Here is a 17,189-nt window from a genome sequence, read left to right on the forward strand (position 1 = left end):
TAGAATTGAAGTATAAAACGAGATGAGGAGTCCGCAGATGATAAAAAAAATAAAAGATAAGGATAGAGGAAAAAGCATGAAAAGAATGGGTGTCCCGATTTTATCGACGGCATTGCTGATTTCCATGGCATGTTCGTCAGGGGTTTATGCGGCTGATGCAACCCTTGACACCTCAGCGGCTTACGGCGTACAGTATAAAACGCATATTCAGGATATCGGTTGGGAAGGCTATTGGGTTACGAATGGTGATTTATCCGGGACAATCGGACAGGGCAAACGTTTGGAGAGCTTACGGGTTGAACTAGTCGGTGGCGTTCCGGTAACGGCGAATATACAGACCTATGTTCATGTTCAAAATAAGGGTAATTTAGGTCCCTTTGTCATGGGAAACATGGCCGGGACTGAAGGTCAGGGCCTGCGTCTGGAAAGCATCCGGTTGGTACTAAATAATCTTCCTGGCTATACTCTTCGTTATAATGTTCAGGTACAGAATGAAGGCTGGTTGAAGGATATTAATGACGATGCGACTTGGTTTATAAGCGGCGAAACAGCAGGCACAGCTGGAAAAGGATTGCGATTGGAAGGAATCCGGATCAAACTGGTAGCGGTTGATGAAAACATGCAGGCTTATTATTCGGCCTTGGCTGCTGTTAATGAATACGACTATACCAAGGCGTCCTGGGCGGATTATCAGGATATAGTCAATGAAAATATCGTTGATTCGGAAAATACGGTTGATGAGATTAAAACAGCCACTAGAAATATTAAGGCAGCTCAAGGTAATCTGGTCAAAGGTAAAATCATGTCCGGATATATTACTGCCCTTCAGGCTGTCAATGAAGCTGAATATACCCCTTCATCCTGGTCTGATTATATGATGGTGGTGGAAGACAATGTGGTCGATCAAGACAACACTCAAGCGGAAATCAATATGGCAACCCTTAATATTATGGATGCTCAAAAACAGCTTCAGTTTAAGGTAAACCTGACTGACTACGAAAAGGTACTGGCATCAGTCCGGGAAGAAGACTATACCGAACCATCCTGGTCAGTGTACCAGAATGTCTTGACCGCTAATGTTATGACCGAAGCAAATAGCCAGATTGAAGTGAATACTGCAGTGAATCGGATTAAACTGGCCCAGAATAAAATGGTGCGAAAGTTTGACTTTTCGGCATACAATGCACTTCTTAATGCGGTGAAGGAAGACGATTATATTGAATCATCTTGGTCGGTTTATCAGTTAATCGTTGATGATAATCAGGTTGATGAGGATGATACCCAGACCGATATCGAAACTGCGATTAAAAATATTGAAGCTGCTCAGGCGCGACTGGTAAAAAAGGCCGATCTTAAATATTATCAGGCAGCTCTTGATGCAGTCAATAAAAATGATTATACCACGGCCTCCTGGACGGAATATCAAAAAGCCATCAATACAATCATTGTAAATGTGACCAGTAATCAGGATGTGGTCAAAGCTGCGGTTGAAAATATCCTTGAAAACCAGAAAAAACTGGTACCTGCAGCGGATATGACCTATTATGAAATGGCTCTTGAAGCCGTTGGGCGTGATGACTATACCTCGGCCTCGTGGTTGGCCTATCAAAAAGTCGTCGATGCTAATGTCGTAATTCCGACGGATGGTCAGGAAGCGGTCAACCAGGCGATTCTAAATATCGAAGCAGCGCAGAAAAAGCTGGTGAAGGGTGCCAATCTTGATACTTACAAGGAAGTGCTGGCAGCGGTCAACAGTGATGGCTATACTTCGGCCTCCTGGGATAAATACCAGAAGGTAATTAGTAGAAATGTTATGACGGGAGATAAAACCCAGGCTCAGGTCGATGCGGCAACCGAAAAAATCCGGATCGCCCAGGCCGCACTAATTGAACGCGGTAGTCTGGATTTACCTGGCGGATATAACGAAACGATTGCCTCAAAAAGCGAGATTGATTATACCTCGACTTCCTGGGCAACCTATGACAAGGTGCTTAATTCCAATTATATGGATGCCGATAAATCTCAGGCTCAGATTGATACTGCAGTTCGAAATATTAAAAGAGGCCAGTTGGGTCTTAAAAAAGCGGGAGATCTAACGGAGTACCTGTACTTAGTCGAAAACAATAAGAACCTTGGAATCCCGATGGTACAAGGACAATATACATCGGCTACCTGGAATGTTTATCAGAAGATTCTTGACAAAAATGAAATGAATCGTGACAAAACCCAGACCCAGATTAATTCGGCGGTGGTAGCGATTGAACGGGCCCAGAAAAATTTGAAATTAAAGGGTGACATGACAGAATATAACGCTACCCTGGCTCTAGTGAAGGAAGCGGACTATACCGTTGCCAGCTGGTCGGCTTATCTAAAGGTGGTTATGTCGAAAGACAATTACATGAATGGCGATAATGATGAATCAGCGATAAAAGTAGCAATTGGTAATATTAAGCTGGCACAAACGACTGTGCTTAAGAAAAAAGGCAATGTCGATGATTATAATCGACTGATTGCCAAGTATGTGGGCCAACAGGATAAATTTACAACCAAGGGCTGGAATGCTTATATGGCAGTATTGGCCAAATATGTGATGACAACGGAAAATACCCAGGATCAGATTCAGTCAGCGATTACCTTTATCACTCTGGCGCAGGAAGAACTGCTTAATAACCCATCGGCCTACTTAGGCGAATACACGCGGGTGCTGGGATTGGTAGATGATGAAAGTTCCTATACGCCGGAATCATGGACGGCTTATATGGTAGTTGTCAATAAGTATCGAAGTATTACTAAGGATAGCCTTCAGAGTGATGTGGATAAGGCAACAGCGGCCATTTTAAAAGCGCAGTCAGATACCTTAGTCAGACAGAATGGCACCGAACTAAAAGCTTTCCAAAAGGTATTGGAACTGTATCAGAATAACTATCGTTCCGGTTCCGGTAATTTCTATGAGATCAATAAGAGGATCAGCAACTGGGAAATTTATGAACAGGCAGTGTTGCGCTATGCCAGCTTCTATGAAGATTACACCTGGAAGCCGTCGGCGATTACCACCCTGAGTAAGCCGGAAGAAATTACCGCGGCAACCAATGCGATTGATATAGCGATTCGGGCATTACGACCCAAGACAGAGCTAGGTTTGGATGGGGCGATTGCAAGCTACGAAGCAGTCAAAGCGGCAGCGATCCCCTGGAATAATGCGGCAATTGCAATGGAGTACACAGAAGATAGTTTTGAAGCTTATGCAACCATCTGCAGAGCTAATGATTTACAGAACCTGATCATTGATTCGACGGGAACCCTGATGACCCCAACCCTGATTAACAATGCCGCAGCAAATATTCAAGGGGCAATGGATTATAAAAAGCCGGTTCTACGGGCAAAAGATGGCGATGTTCAGAAGTTCCAGTTTGAAAAGAACTGGTACACTGAATTCAAGAAGGATTACTATACTAAGGCGCGTTGGACAGCTTATGAATCAAAAATTACAACTACGTATTATGATCTGGATCATCCGGAAAATATAGAGCAAACAAAGATTCAAGCCGATACCAACACCATTACGGCATTACGTGAAGCGTTAATCTACAATGCTTCGTACATCATGGAACAGGCGCGAATTACGGCAACCAATTTAGGTTCGTTTAGTGTTAGTGGTACGCAGAATAATGTGATTGAAAGAACAAAAGCACTGATGAGTGGTATTAGTGGTTTGGAAAACTTTAATATTGCCAACTACAGCGTGACCTATATGCAAATAACCGGTGATGGAAAGGGAACAGCAACTATTAATCCTGATGGAAGCATCGCTTCTATCGGAGATGGCAAGGCGACGGTTAAAATCAGTATTCAGGCCTTAAATGATACTGTTTCAACTGAAATTGTAACAACCGGAGAACTGACACTCACTATTATTCCCTAAGAATTTGATCTTCTTGCAAAATGATGATTCGAAGATTAAACAAATTTTTGTAACAGATCTGAAGGTATACCTTCAGATCTGTTTTTTTACTGGTAATAAGTTGGTGATGCGAAGAGTCATAAACATAAAAAGGGCTTAAAGTCATGACTTTAAGCCCTTTTTATGTTTAATTCATGTAATCACGAAACTCCGTTCACCACAACTTCCATCCCGGCCAGATCAAACCCTTCCTCACAGTAAACCGAATAGCCATAGGTTCCGGCAGTCCAGGTGGCGAGACCGGCTTTTCCCTCATCATACTGGAATAAAACTGCCGCACCGGCAGTAGTGGTTTTGGTCTGACTGTTACTAAACTGAGTATAAACTCCAGCGATGTTTTCCATCCCGGAGTCAGCCTTTCGAGCCGTGTAGGTCACACCGTCCAGAGTAAAATCAGCCTGAGCAAGGTTGTCAGCAATGGTAAAGTATTTTACATCCGTAATCCCGGTGGGTAAGCTTTCAAAGCTAAAGCCGATGGCTTCCTTAATTGCTTCCAGGGACGCCTGTTCCACCATCGGGTTGGGAATTTCAGTTTTGGAATCATCTTTTTTCTCAGCAGCTGGTGTGCAGCCGGTAAAAAGAAGGGCAGTAAGAGAAATAAGAATCAAGCTGACAAAGATTATTTTCTTTGATTTCATAGAGCACCTCTCTTTAATTATGTGATAGGGGTTCGTTTTTTTGTCATGTGATTGATAATTATTGATGGCGATTGGGAATAACCAAGGGGTCAGACCCTCGCCCCTGTGACCCAGGATTAGCAGAGTAGTAAAAATTTTAACCAGCTTAACGCATTAGTTCGTAGGGGCGGGTAGTACCCGCCCGCACACCGTAACCAATCATATCGGGCAGTCCGTCTTCTGGGCCACATGAGTAAAATGACTTTTGCCACTGGCATAATCAGCCACGCATTGGCCATGGCCCAGTAGCTTAAACTTGTAACTCAGCAGTCCATCAAGCCCCACCGGGCCGCGGGCGTGAAGTTTGCCAGTGCTGATTCCGACCTCGGCGCCAAAGCCAAACCGGAAGCCGTCGCTGAAGCGGGTGGAACAGTTCCAGAATACTCCGGCAGAATCCACCAGCGTCATAAAGGTTTGGGCAGTCGCTTCGGTGGTGGTTAAAATCACATCGGTATGACCGGAGCCATAGGTGTTGATGTGATTAATGGCAGCAGCCAGATCAGGAACAATTTTGATTGAAAGGATATAATCGAGGTATTCGGTTTTCCAGTCCACTTCGGTAGCCGCTTCCACTGGGATAATCGCCTGGGTGGCGGGATCACCCTTGATATGAACACCCTTTGCTTCGAGTGCGGTTTTAAGTGTTGGCAGTAGCGCCGCCGCAATTTTTTCATTAACCAATAGCGTTTCCAAGGTATTGCAGGCGGCTACATATTGCGTTTTGGAATCAACGATAATTGCCACAGCTTGCGCCAGATTGGCGTCCTCATGTGCATAAACATGGCAGATCCCGTCAGCATGTCCCATTACGGGGATGTTGGAATTGTTCATAATATATTGAACAAAGTGATTAGAGCCCCGGGGAATAATCAGATCAATATACTGATCCAGAGCCAGCATGGCCGTGACGTCTTCGCGGGTTTCCAAATTTTGAATCCAATTAGTGGGCAGACCTACTGAGGCAGTGGCCTCATGAATGATTTTGGCGAGAATACGATTGGTTTCCAGAGCTTCGCGGCCACCTTTTAAGAGGACGGCATTGCCGCTTTTAAGACAAAGCGTGGAAATCTGCACAAAGGCATCGGGACGGGATTCAAAAATTACCCCAATAACGCCAATCGGACAGGTGACCTTGTAGAGATCAAGACCTTCATCCAGTTGTGTTGAGAGCTTGGTGGCCCCCAGAGGATCGGTGAGCTCGATCAGGCTGTGAATGCCCTCGATCACGTCATTGATTTTGTCAGCATCAAAGGTCAGGCGTTTAAGCAGTGGGGCGCCCAGCTTTTCCTCTTGAGAGCGTTTCATATCCGCCAGGTTGGCGGCGACAATGGCGTAGGTATTTTCTTCTAGTGCTTTGGCAATGGCAAGTAAACCAGCGTTTCGTGTTTTGGTATCGGTAGCGGCCAGTAAAATGCCGGCTTCCCGGGCAATTTTGCCCAATTGTTCCATTTGCATTGGCGTTTCCTCCTTATTTCGCTAATAAATTATCACGGATCTTTTTAAAATCTTTCTCCCGTAAATCGGTTTTTTCCATTAAATAGGTTTCAACATTTCCAAAATGAGTGTTGACATAATCCATCGAAGTCTTTAGCCAATCCGGCTTGACACCGTAAAATTCCCAGAGGTGATAATTCTCGATGCCTAATTCCTCGGACATGATATTGCCCAGGAGGTTATAGCTTTCGTCGAAGGTCAGGTTGGTAAGGGTGTAATCAGAAAGGATCACATCCTCTTTTACGCCTAAAATGCTTAAAATCAGATAAGTCATAAAACCGGTGCGGTCCTTGCCGTTGGTGCAATGGTAAAGAATGGGGGATTCAGAAGGTTCAGTTAAATACTTAAGCACCTCGGCGAAGCGTTGGGCCCGATCTTCGGTCTGGAGCTTATAGATACGACGCATAAAGGCATCCACCATGCCCGGCTGGGTAAAATCTTTGTGATCCAGTCCCATATCATCGCCGGAGAAAATTGGCAACAGGTGATACTCGGCTGTTTTGGGCAGGCGGTCAACCTGTCGTTCGGCTTTGGATTTGTTTCTAAAATCAAAGACATGTTTGAGTCGCAGCGCGGCAAAATAAGACACATCTTTATCGGACAGATGGGCCAGTTCTTCACTGCGGATAACCTTTCGCCATTTTATCTTTCGGCCGTCCATTCCGGTATAGCCGCCGATATCCCGAATATTAATCGAGTTTTCGAGTTGGATCAGACGTTTGCCGAGCTGGGTTTCGTCACAGAAGATGAGGTTATTTTCATCTTTGAAGTTATATAGGATTCGTCCGTTTGGCGCAATCAGACCCGGATGGGCGTTTTTTTCCTGATCGGCTTTTGGGGCAGGATGAACCTCTGCCGGGAGAATTGTTTTAAGTTGCTCTGGATCGATGCGTGCCGCGGTTTGCTGGTTTGCCGCTTTAGAACCTGCGGCCTTGATCGCTTTAGAGGCAGGCTGAGCGGTAGTGATGGTTTTTGACGACTTCTTTTTGTCAAGCAGTTTTCGTACCAGAAAATAGGCTGGAACGATTGCAGCTGCGCCGGCAATGATGGCAATGGTGGTTACTTTTTTCATTGATGATTTCCTTTCTGTGACTTCGTTTAGTTTCTAATTATAGGTAATGACTATGTTATAATTATAGCATAAATCAAAGAAAAAAAGTCTTTAAAATGCGAGGAGAATGAATGAATACCACAAAAACTAAGGCGTTAGGTAGTCAACCCAAAAATACACTAGGTATTTATTGCCATATCCCTTTTTGCAAAAAAAAATGTGCCTATTGTGATTTTACTTCTCTTTCCGCCCAGAGCGAGGAGCGGATTGGGGAGTATTTTGATGCACTGGAAAAGGAAATAAGACGTCACAAGGAAATCAATGGTGTTTTACCGGCTGTGGACACCATCTATTTGGGGGGCGGTACCCCATCGTCGATTGCACCCGGTTATATTGAAAAAACATTGTCTCTTATAAAGGAAGTCTTTGTAATTGAGGATACGGCGGAAATCACCATTGAAATTAATCCGGGAACCTTAACAGAAGAGAAGGCCAGCCGCTATAAGAAAGCGGGGATCAATCGGATCAGTATGGGTCTGCAGGCCTGGCAGGACTTTCTGCTTCAAATCCTCGGTCGGATTCACAGCCAGTCGGATTTTATTAAATCGATGGAAATTTTAAAAAACGTCGGTTTTTCAAACATCAGCGTCGATGTGATGGTCGGTTTACCGGGTCAGAAACGATCGGATGTGATGGCGACACTGATCGCGCTGATGTCTTTTGCGCCCACCCATCTGTCGTGCTACAGCTTAATTTTAGAGCCGGGTACCCCGATGGCCAATTGGGTCGCAGCGGGGCAGCTAAATTTGCCCGATGAAGATGAAGAGCGGGAAATGCACTGGGCAGTCGATGCGTTTCTAAAAGAGCAGGGTTATGACCATTATGAGATTTCCAGTTACTGTAAGCCCGGCTATCAAAGCCGCCACAACATTAAATATTGGGAACTGGTGCCCTATCTGGGCTTTGGTCTGGGTGCCCATGGTTATTTTAATAGTCGGCGCTATGGTAACACCAATGCACTAAGTCAGTATATCGATGTCATCAAGGCCGGAGAATCCCCAGCAACATTAGAAGCTGAGATGACGCCCCGGGAAATGATGAGTGAGTGGATGTTTTTAGGTTTGCGTAAGCTTTGCGGCATTCGGGATAGTGATTTTTTTGCCCGTTTTGGCCAAAGTTATTGGAATCGATATGGTGAGGTCATAAAGCCGCTGATTGCTGATGGTTTGCTTAATTGGGATGGGTCATTTTTAAAGCTGACACCAAAAGGACAGGATTTTGGAAACCAGGTATTTATGGCTTTTCTATAGATGAAATCAGATCAAAAAAATATCTTAAGAAAACTTTAAAAGGTGAGCAAGCTATTATAGAAACTAGTTGACAATGTAGGGGGTAGGATGTTATATTTAACTCAGATGTTAGCACTCGATTATTGTGAGTGCTAATAACGAGGTGAATCATGGAACTTAACGCACGTAAAAAGAAAATACTTGAAGTGATCATCCGTGATTATATTAATACGGCCGAGCCGGTTGGCTCCCGGACCCTTTCAAAAAGATGTAACCTGGGTATCAGCCCGGCCACCATCCGAAATGAAATGGCAGATCTTGAAGAGTTAGGTTTTTTAGTTCAACCCCATACCTCTTCGGGACGGATTCCGACCCAGCAGGCGTATCGTTATTATGTGGATGAAATCATGGAGATTCAGAAACTTGAGAAGATGATCCGAACGGATATTCATCGGGGTTTTCTGGATCATACCACTGAACTGGGGCTGACGATGTCCCATACGGCGCAGGTTCTGTCTCAGCTAACCAATTACACAGCAGTGGTTCTGGCACCTCGGGTTACAAATTTTAACTGTAAGCATGTTCAGATTGTTTCATTAATTAAAAACAGGGTACTTATGGTAGTAGTGACCCAGGAGGGGATGGCCAAAAATATTGAGGTAACCCTTTCTCAGGAGGTAGACGCGATTCTGGCGCTAAAGCTTTCCAATGTGATTAATGGCTTTCTGAAAAACACCATTCTCAGTGACATGAGTTCGGAGCTTATTGATCAGATCCAGGAATTGTCACCAGCCGAGAGTAAGCTGATTCACGAAATTATCCCCCAACTTAAAAAAGTCTTGATGGAGGATGACTCGGAAGTTCACTCCACGGGGTTAACGAACCTTTTCAATTATCCGGAATTCAGTGATGTGAATAAGATTAAACAACTGATCAATATTGTTCAGGAAAAACAGGTGTTGTCGGAAATGATGACATCGAAAGACGGCAACCAGATCATCCGCATTAAAATAGGCAGTGAAAATGACAATGAAAACCTTAAGGATTTTAGCATCATTACCTCCACCTATGAACTGGATGGCGAGATGATGGGGGCCTTTGGCGTGATTGGGCCGACTCGGATGAACTATGACAATGTCTCATCGGTTCTCAATTACATACGTAATGAGTTAAATTTACATATCTCAAATTTATTAATGAAATAGGTGATTAAATGATAAAAGAAGAGGAAATCCAAACCATCGAAGAAAATGAACAAACGCTAAAAGAAGCTGACGCGGTAACCGACGAGGAATTAACAGATGACATTGACGAAACAGCATCGCCGGAAGAGGTATTAGAGAGTGTAAAGGAGGATGAGGCTGTATTGAATCGCTTGGTTCGACTTCAGGCTGATTTTGAGAACTTCAAAAAGCGAAGTCAAAAAGAAAAAACAGAAATGTATCAGTTCGCATCAGAAAACTTTGCTACCAAGCTGTTGCCGGTAATGGACAATCTGGAGCGGGCGCAAGCCGCCCTAATCGATGCCAGTGAGGAAGCCAAGGGCTATATTGACGGATTGGAAATGGTTTTTAAACAACTTAAGGATGTGCTCAAAGAAGAAGGTCTGGAAGAAATTGTTTGTGAAGGTCCCTTTGATCCAAATCTCCACCACGGTGTGGCGGTCGGTACAGATGAGCAAAAGGAAGACCAGGATATTATTGATGTTTTCCAAAAAGGTTACAAATTCAAGGGTAAGGTGATCCGACCAGCGATGGTTAAGGTTTGTAGCAAATAATATTAATTAAGACATAAACCGTCTAAAGTTGAAAATCTGCTGGTGGAAAGCACCAGTACTGAATTTTCATTTTAATAGAATAAACTAAAAAGCAAAATTACAGGAGGAAATAGATATGAGTAAAGAAAAAATTATCGGGATTGACTTAGGGACCACAAATTCGTGTGTTGCCGTTTTAGAAGGCGGTGAAGCCGTCGTTATCCCTAACGCAGAAGGAAACAGAACGACCCCATCGGTTGTTGCTTTTGCCAAAGATGGCGAACGATTAGTTGGACAGGTTGCCAAACGACAAGCCGTTACGAATCCGGACCGCACCATTTCATCAATTAAACGCGATATGGGCACCGATAAAAAAGTAACAGTTGATGATAAAAGTTATACCCCTCAGGAAATTTCAGCGATGATTCTGCAAAAATTAAAAGCAGATGCTGAAGCTTATCTGGGAGAAACGGTTACAAAAGCAGTTATTACGGTACCAGCGTACTTCAGTGATGCCCAAAGACAAGCGACCAAAGATGCTGGTCGGATTGCCGGGCTGGAAGTTTTAAGAATTATCAATGAACCAACTGCAGCCGCTTTAGCCTATGGCTTAGACAAAGATGCCAATGATAAGATCATGGTTTATGACCTTGGGGGCGGAACCTTTGATGTATCAATTCTGGAACTTGGCGATGGCGTTTTCGAAGTTAAATCAACCAATGGGAATAATCATTTAGGTGGTGATGACTTTGACCAGAAAATCATCGATTGGATGGCAGCAGAGTTTAAGAAAACCCACGGACTTGATCTTAAAAATGATAAAATGGCCCTTCAGAGACTTAAAGAAGCGGCTGAAAAAGCTAAAATCGAATTATCAACGGTTATGAAATCAGACATTAATTTACCATTTATTACGGCAACGGCAGAAGGTCCACAGCATTTGGAATTATCGCTGACCCGCGCTAAATTTGATGAATTAACTTCTGACCTGGTGAAGAGTACCATCGGACCAGTTGAAAAAGCCATGAAGGATGCCGGTCTTTCCAAGAATGAGTTGGACAAGGTAATCCTGGTTGGTGGTTCCACAAGAACACCGGCAGTACAGGATGCAGTTAAAAATATTACCGGTGAAGATGCGTATAAAGGAATTAATCCGGATGAATGTGTTGCGATTGGAGCAGCGATCCAGGCTGGTGTATTAGCTGGTGAAGTCCATGATGTATTACTCCTTGATGTAACGCCATTATCACTGGGGATTGAAACCCTGGGCGGTGTATTTACCCGATTAATCGACCGTAATACCACCATCCCAACCAAGAAAAGTCAGACCTTCTCGACCGCAGCTGATAATCAGACCGCTGTTGATATCCATGTTTTACAAGGTGAACGCGAAATGTCCAAGGATAATAAAACCTTGGGTCGATTCCAATTAACAGGTATTCCATCCGCACGTCGTGGTATTCCACAAATCGAGGTAACCTTTGATATTGATGCCAATGGGATTGTTAATGTATCTGCTAAGGATATGGGAACCGGGAAGTCTCAGAACGTCGTGATTAAATCCACCACGAATATGAGTGATGATGAGATTGATAAAGCCGTTAAAGAGGCAGAACAACATGCTGAAGAAGATAAACGCGTTAAAGCTTTAATCGAAGCGAAAAACGTTGCTGATTCCACCCTTTACCAGACCGAACAGTCATTAAAAGAAATGGAAGGCAAGATTTCAGAAGAAGATAAGGCCAAGGTTGAAGCAGCCATGGCAGAACTAAAAACAGCCAGCGAAGGCGAAGATGTGGAAGCCATTACCAAGGCTACCGAAGCCTTAAATGAAGCCTTCTATCCACTGGCTCAGAAAATGTATGAAGAAGCAGCAGCCCAACAGGCCCCAGACGAGCAAGAATCGTCTGATCAAGGTGATGATGATGATGTTGTCGATGCTGAATATGAGGAAGTAAAAGAGTAAGATTTGCCTGTAACCGGCAATAACCAGTGGCAGCCAAGGCTGCCACTCTTTTTCGTGGAGGCAACGAGCCATGTGGGAGCTTGCTCACATTTGGCGACTGCCCGCGAACGGCTCAAAACGCGGGTGAGCGTTTTGAAAAGTTTCGTGGAGGCAACGAGCCATGTGGGTTTGGTGTGCCGTACCGACAATTGTTACATCATGTTGTACGCATCGGAGCGGACACGGCATCGCCTGTCCGATTCCGCGGCGAACAACAGATTAACAATTGGTCGGTACTAATATTAAGGTTTGTTTCCAACTTTTGGGAATACCACGCTCTACGAAAAAAGGCTTTGACACGTTGCTTCAAAAAGGTATAATTAGTAGTTGGTTAGTTGGTGTTTAGGATTCAAAAGAGGTGAGAGTATTTATGAGTGAAAAAAGAGATTACTATGAGGTGCTTGGGGTCGGTAAAGATTCCAGCCCGGATGAGATAAAAAAAGCCTATCGAAAAAAGGCCATGGAGTTCCATCCGGATAAGAATCCGGGGGATAGTGTTGCTGAAGAAAAATTCAAAGAAGCGAATGAAGCCTATGAAATTTTAAGCGACGAGGAAAAAAAATCTCGTTATGATCAATATGGTCATGCAGGGGTTGACCCCAGTGCCGGCGGTTACGGCGGCGGTGGTTATAGTGGCGGTGGCTTTGGCGGTTTTGAAGATATCTTTGGCGATATTTTCAGTGCCTTTGGCGGCGGCGGCGGATTTAGTGGCAGTCGGGGCGGTCGTCGTTCCAACCGTGGGTCGGACATGAAGATCAATATCAATCTGTCCTTCCATGAGGCTGTTTTTGGTGTTGAAAAGAAGATTAAAATCAAACGTAACGAAGAATGTGGAACCTGTGGTGGCACCGGGGCTGAAAAAGGTTCAACGTCAAAAACATGTGATCAATGTGGCGGCTCTGGTCAGGTTTATGTACGGCAGCAAACACCTTTTGGAACGGTTCAACAGGTTCACACCTGCGACAAGTGCCATGGTGAGGGAAAAATCATTGATAAACCCTGTCCGACCTGTCATGGATCTGGCCTTGAATCCAAGGAACGCACCATCAGCATCAAGATCCCAGCCGGTGTATACGACGGCTCGATTCTACCACTAAGAGGTCAGGGTAATGCCGGGCCAAACCATGGTAGCACGGGCGATTTGCTTGTTTATATCAGTGTTCGGGAAGATCCGTTGTTTAAACGGAGCGACGATGACATTTACTATGAACTACCAATTACCTATGCCCAGGCGGCTATGGGAGACAGCATTGTAGTGCCTACCATTGACAGCAAGATCAAGCTTAAAATACCAGAAGGCACTCAAAACGGCAAGGTTTTCCGATTAAAAGGAAAAGGGGTCCCCAACGTCAATGGTCGTGGTCGGGGCGATCAGTTTATTACCATCAAGGTGGAAGTGCCACGTAAACTTAGCCGTGAACAGCGCCATGCCTTAAATGAGTATGCCAAGGTTGCGGGAGAAGATGCTCACCCTGAAGGCAAGCGTTTCTGGTCTCGCGTAGAAGCTGAGGCGAAGGAAAGTCATCCTAAAAAAGATGCCTGATCGTTTTAGGTTAGTATAAAGTTTTAAATGCCGGAGAAATCCGGCATTTTTTAGTTGACAAAGAAAAGCATGAGGCATATAATGAACCTACCAAAACATATCGAAATGATATGAATTAAGCAAGCCGTGTTCGGAAATATTAATTGAATTATAATTTTAAGGATAATGTGAGGTAAGAAGATGTCTAAAATTGCAAAAAATCTAACCGATTTAATTGGAAATACACCCTTATTGGAATTGTCGAACTATGAAAAAAGCCTGGAGCTGGAAGCTAAGCTGATCGCCAAGCTGGAATATTTTAATCCGTTATCTTCAGTGAAAGACCGGATTGGGTTTGCGATGATTGAAGCCGGCGAAAAAGCCGGGCTAATTAAAGAAGGTACCGTGATTATTGAACCAACCAGCGGTAACACCGGGGTTGGGCTGGCTTTTGTGGCGGCCGCCAAGGGGTATCGTCTTATTTTAACGATGCCGGAAACCATGAGCGTGGAACGTCGTAATCTGCTTTCGGCACTTGGGGCAGAGTTGGTACTGACACCAGGGGCAACCGGAATGAAAGGCGCCATTGCTAAAGCCACTGAATTGGCAGAAACCATTCCCAACGCTTTTATTCCCCAGCAGTTTGATAATCCCGCCAATCCAGAAATTCACCGTCAAACCACGGCCATTGAAATTTGGAATGATACCGATGGCGAAGTTGATATTTTTGTGGCTGGCATTGGCACCGGCGGAACCATTACCGGAGTCGGAGAAGTATTAAAAGAAAAGAAACCCGGAGTTCAAATTGTTGCGGTTGAACCAGAGGCTTCGCCGGTACTTTCCGGTGGCAGTCCGGGACCTCATAAGATTCAGGGGATTGGGGCTGGTTTCGTGCCCGGGGTTTTAAATACGGCTGTTTATGATGAAATTATTGCGGTCAGCAACGACAATGCTTTTAAAATAGCGAGAAACGTTGCCCAAAATGAAGGGCTGCTGGTCGGAATTTCTTCTGGAGCGGCCTTGTATGCCGCCATAGAACTGGCAAAACGCCCTGAAAACAAGGGAAAAACCATCGTGGTGCTGTTGCCGGATACGGGCGAACGCTATCTGTCAACGGGTTTATACGCGTTATGAAAATATCAACAAAAGGACGATATGCCCTGCGCCTAATGCTGGACCTGGCGATTAACAATACCGGGGAATACATTCCCATCAAACGGATTGCTGAGCGTCAGGAGATTTCAGAGAAATATTTAGAGCAGATTATCACCCAGATTTCAAGAGCGGGCTTTGTGAGAAGTGTCCGGGGATCACAAGGGGGTTACCAACTGGCCAATCCGCCGGCAGAATATACCGTTGGGATGATTTTACGACTGATGGAAGGGGAGTTGTCCCCGGTGGCCTGCTTGGATGAGCCGGGTAGCTGTGATCGCGCGGATCGCTGTGTTACGGTTGATGTCTGGCGGCAAATCAAAGATGCGATTGAAAATGTGGTGGATAATATCACCCTGGCCGACTTGGTAAAGTCTTATCATGAAAAAGGCAATTGCGAGTATTTTATTTAGAAATAACGGGAATAATGTTAAGAGAAAGTGATGGGAGTAGGTGGCACCGGTGGGAAAGGTTACAGCGATTTATCAAAGTATCGAAAAGGGTGAGCAGATTCGCCTGGACCAGCCAGCGCTTTTTATTGCGGGGTTCGGACTCGAAGGCGATAGTCACGGCGGTCGCGATCGACGACAGGTCTGTTTGTTTGGGCTTAGCAGCATTGAACAATTAAAAGAGGCCGACGGGGCTGGTTTATGTACCAGGCGGTTTAAACAAAATATTACAACCGCAGACATCAAGCTGTTTAAATTGCCACTGGGTACTCAGGTTAAGATTGGGGAAACGCTTCAGGAAATAACTCAGATTGGCAAAAAATGTTTTGGCTGTGAAATAGCAGATCAAGACGGAAAATGTATATTGGCCAATGAAGTTGTTTTTACGGCCGTGATCGAAGGTGGCTATATTAAAGAAGGTGACTTTGTTACGGTCATAAAATAATACATGAACACGATTATGGCATTGTGAATTTATGGTCATGGTATATCCGCCTAAAATAGAAAATATATTTACACAAAATACCGCTGATTTCATATATAAAATCAGCGGTATTTCGTGTTGTTAAGCCAGGTTTTTTAGTAACAGGGTATATTCTTTTATGTGGGTATACTTTTTTTGGTTTTGCATCAGCTCTCTGGAAATGTCCAGGCCCAGAAGTGAGGGGACTAAACGGTTTGCTTCAGGAAGCCTGAGCAGGTCATAGCAGATGCCGCGGTTAGCCAGTCGGGATAGGACATTGACCCCCGTGTATGACAAGGCATTTTGCAGCTGATCAATGAGATAAGCATCTACATCCAGATTTTTTAAGCTGTAGCTTTCCTCCCGATGGGCTTCCACCAGCTGGCGGAATTCATTTTGAAAGGTGGTATACAGATCAGTGATGGTGGTCAACAGGTAGGCCTGGAAATCGTTTTTTTCAGCGGTTGTCCGGGACTCATCACCAAACCAGGAAACATAGTTCAGGGTTAAGCTGGCAGTGAGTCGGCCAAAATCCTGGGCCAGCGGACCAAAACCGGCAAATTCTCCATCGATGATGCGGACGTCGTCAAAGCTGATCATGATGTTGGAACTGTGAAGGTCGGTATGAATCAGACATTCCTTATCATTTAGGAATTTGTTTTCCAAACGTTTGAATTCGGCCTGAATTTGAGGATTATCCACCAGTAAGGCTCTTTTTTCATCCGTGCCGGGAATCATCTCCCGTTCCCAGGAAACACCGATGTTTTCCCGAAAAAGAAAGGGGGCCAGGGCTGTGTATTCCGGATTTATAAAAAACCGTTCAACTTCAGATTTTTTATAGTTGGTGAGATGTAAATTGGAGGAGAAAAAAAGATTGCGGGCAAAAAATGCGCCAATCTTAGCAGTAAAATGTCCGTGTTTAACCATCCGGCAGAGCTCAAAACGGAGCAAACTCAAATCCATTAAATCCTCCATAACAATGATCCGGTTGGGTTCGTCAAAGAGATAAATTTCAGGACTGATGCCGGGATAGACCGAGTTCCAAAAAATAAGGGTGGCTATTTCCGAGCGCATCCGACCCAGATCCAGGGTCCAGCCATCGCCATCAGCTTCTTCCACGGTATTATTTTTTTCGTCCTCAATCCGAAACCGGGGCATGGAGAGCATTTGTTTCATGATCACTGATTTTCCCGACTGGTCGTAGACATGATAGATTAAGTTAACAAATCCTTCAATGCTTTCTTTTACGGCGTGTAAATCGACCACGGTAAGGTTGGCATCGGTTGGAAAGATGTTTTTTTCTTTAAGGTAGTTGGCAACGCCTGCCACTGTTAAATTGCCATAGCTGTCATAGGTCATTTTTTCACTTC

At 44.5% G+C, this 17,189-nt stretch carries 13 protein-coding genes; 9 read left to right on the plus strand and 4 right to left on the minus strand.

The features are described from left to right. The first annotated feature begins 37 nt into the window (after positions 1–37). Complete coding sequence (locus tag ACIZ62_RS04385; protein WP_414151308.1) at positions 38–3,922, plus strand: hypothetical protein; 3,885 nt, start codon at positions 38–40, stop codon at positions 3,920–3,922. Between the two features lie 179 nt (positions 3,923–4,101). Here the strand turns inward: ACIZ62_RS04385 and ACIZ62_RS04390 are convergent, their stop codons facing one another. From ACIZ62_RS04390 to ACIZ62_RS04400, 3 genes are all read right to left on the minus strand, one after another. Beyond that, a complete protein-coding gene (locus ACIZ62_RS04390) occupies positions 4,102–4,599 on the minus strand; it encodes a hypothetical protein (protein WP_414151309.1) in 498 nt (165 codons plus the stop codon). 198 nt (positions 4,600–4,797) lie between these two features. Beyond that, entirely contained in the window at positions 4,798–6,093 is a 1,296-nt protein-coding gene (locus tag ACIZ62_RS04395) for a glutamate-5-semialdehyde dehydrogenase (RefSeq protein WP_111887785.1), read from the minus strand. Positions 6,094–6,106: 13 nt separating this feature from the next. After that, positions 6,107–7,204: a tyrosine-protein phosphatase gene (locus tag ACIZ62_RS04400; RefSeq protein ID WP_414151310.1), complete on the minus strand. Its 1,098-nt coding sequence runs from the start codon at positions 7,202–7,204 to the stop codon at positions 6,107–6,109. Between the two features lie 110 nt (positions 7,205–7,314). Between ACIZ62_RS04400 and hemW the strand changes: the two genes are divergently transcribed. The 8 genes from hemW (at position 7,315) to ACIZ62_RS04440 (ending at position 15,801) form a co-directional block, all read left to right on the plus strand. Beyond that, positions 7,315–8,493 (plus strand): radical SAM family heme chaperone HemW, encoded by a 1,179-nt coding sequence (gene hemW, locus ACIZ62_RS04405; protein ID WP_414151311.1) that lies wholly within the window; start codon positions 7,315–7,317, stop codon positions 8,491–8,493. A 149-nt stretch (positions 8,494–8,642) separates the two neighbouring features. Continuing rightward, positions 8,643–9,677, plus strand: coding sequence for a heat-inducible transcriptional repressor HrcA (gene hrcA / locus ACIZ62_RS04410; RefSeq protein WP_111887782.1), 1,035 nt, complete (start codon positions 8,643–8,645; stop codon positions 9,675–9,677). Between the two features lie 8 nt (positions 9,678–9,685). Then, complete coding sequence (grpE, locus tag ACIZ62_RS04415) at positions 9,686–10,249, plus strand: nucleotide exchange factor GrpE (protein WP_111887781.1); 564 nt, start codon at positions 9,686–9,688, stop codon at positions 10,247–10,249. Positions 10,250–10,364: 115 nt separating this feature from the next. Further along, positions 10,365–12,194: a molecular chaperone DnaK gene (dnaK, locus tag ACIZ62_RS04420; RefSeq protein ID WP_111887780.1), complete on the plus strand. Its 1,830-nt coding sequence runs from the start codon at positions 10,365–10,367 to the stop codon at positions 12,192–12,194. A 409-nt stretch (positions 12,195–12,603) separates the two neighbouring features. After that, a complete protein-coding gene (dnaJ, locus tag ACIZ62_RS04425) occupies positions 12,604–13,776 on the plus strand; it encodes a molecular chaperone DnaJ (protein ID WP_111887779.1) in 1,173 nt (390 codons plus the stop codon). Positions 13,777–13,956: 180 nt separating this feature from the next. After that, a complete protein-coding gene (cysK, locus tag ACIZ62_RS04430; RefSeq protein ID WP_111887778.1) occupies positions 13,957–14,889 on the plus strand; it encodes a cysteine synthase A in 933 nt (310 codons plus the stop codon). Next, the gene (locus ACIZ62_RS04435; protein WP_111887777.1) at positions 14,886–15,320 is read left to right on the plus strand and encodes an RrF2 family transcriptional regulator; all 435 of its coding nucleotides are present in this window, start codon (positions 14,886–14,888) and stop codon (positions 15,318–15,320) included. Before cysK ends, ACIZ62_RS04435 begins: the two co-directional genes overlap by 4 nt. Before the next feature lie 49 nt (positions 15,321–15,369). Next, a complete protein-coding gene (locus tag ACIZ62_RS04440) occupies positions 15,370–15,801 on the plus strand; it encodes an MOSC domain-containing protein (RefSeq protein ID WP_111887776.1) in 432 nt (143 codons plus the stop codon). A gap of 120 nt (positions 15,802–15,921) precedes the next feature. Here ACIZ62_RS04440 and ACIZ62_RS04445 read toward each other — a convergent pair whose 3' ends face one another. After that, positions 15,922–17,178: a phosphotransferase gene (locus tag ACIZ62_RS04445; RefSeq protein WP_111887775.1), complete on the minus strand. Its 1,257-nt coding sequence runs from the start codon at positions 17,176–17,178 to the stop codon at positions 15,922–15,924. Between the last annotated feature and the right edge of the window lie 11 nt (positions 17,179–17,189).

Source organism: Acetobacterium carbinolicum (assembly GCF_047456275.1).
Taxonomy (GTDB): domain Bacteria; phylum Bacillota; class Clostridia; order Eubacteriales; family Eubacteriaceae; genus Acetobacterium; species Acetobacterium carbinolicum.

What these genes read in the sequence shown, in the direction of transcription:
- dnaK (WP_111887780.1), top strand. Translation starts at nt 10,365, where the DNA reads ATGAGTAAAGAAAAAATTATCGGGATTGACTTAGGGACCACAAATTCG.
- ACIZ62_RS04385 (WP_414151308.1), top strand. Translation starts at nt 38, where the DNA reads ATGATAAAAAAAATAAAAGATAAGGATAGAGGAAAAAGCATGAAAAGA.
- dnaJ (WP_111887779.1), top strand. Translation starts at nt 12,604, where the DNA reads ATGAGTGAAAAAAGAGATTACTATGAGGTGCTTGGGGTCGGTAAAGAT.
- ACIZ62_RS04435 (WP_111887777.1), top strand. Translation starts at nt 14,886, where the DNA reads ATGAAAATATCAACAAAAGGACGATATGCCCTGCGCCTAATGCTGGAC.
- hrcA (WP_111887782.1), top strand. Translation starts at nt 8,643, where the DNA reads ATGGAACTTAACGCACGTAAAAAGAAAATACTTGAAGTGATCATCCGT.
- cysK (WP_111887778.1), top strand. Translation starts at nt 13,957, where the DNA reads ATGTCTAAAATTGCAAAAAATCTAACCGATTTAATTGGAAATACACCC.
- hemW (WP_414151311.1), top strand. Translation starts at nt 7,315, where the DNA reads ATGAATACCACAAAAACTAAGGCGTTAGGTAGTCAACCCAAAAATACA.
- ACIZ62_RS04400 (WP_414151310.1), bottom strand. Translation starts at nt 7,204, where the DNA reads ATGAAAAAAGTAACCACCATTGCCATCATTGCCGGCGCAGCTGCAATC.
- ACIZ62_RS04395 (WP_111887785.1), bottom strand. Translation starts at nt 6,093, where the DNA reads ATGCAAATGGAACAATTGGGCAAAATTGCCCGGGAAGCCGGCATTTTA.
- grpE (WP_111887781.1), top strand. Translation starts at nt 9,686, where the DNA reads ATGATAAAAGAAGAGGAAATCCAAACCATCGAAGAAAATGAACAAACG.
- ACIZ62_RS04390 (WP_414151309.1), bottom strand. Translation starts at nt 4,599, where the DNA reads ATGAAATCAAAGAAAATAATCTTTGTCAGCTTGATTCTTATTTCTCTT.
- ACIZ62_RS04445 (WP_111887775.1), bottom strand. Translation starts at nt 17,178, where the DNA reads ATGACCTATGACAGCTATGGCAATTTAACAGTGGCAGGCGTTGCCAAC.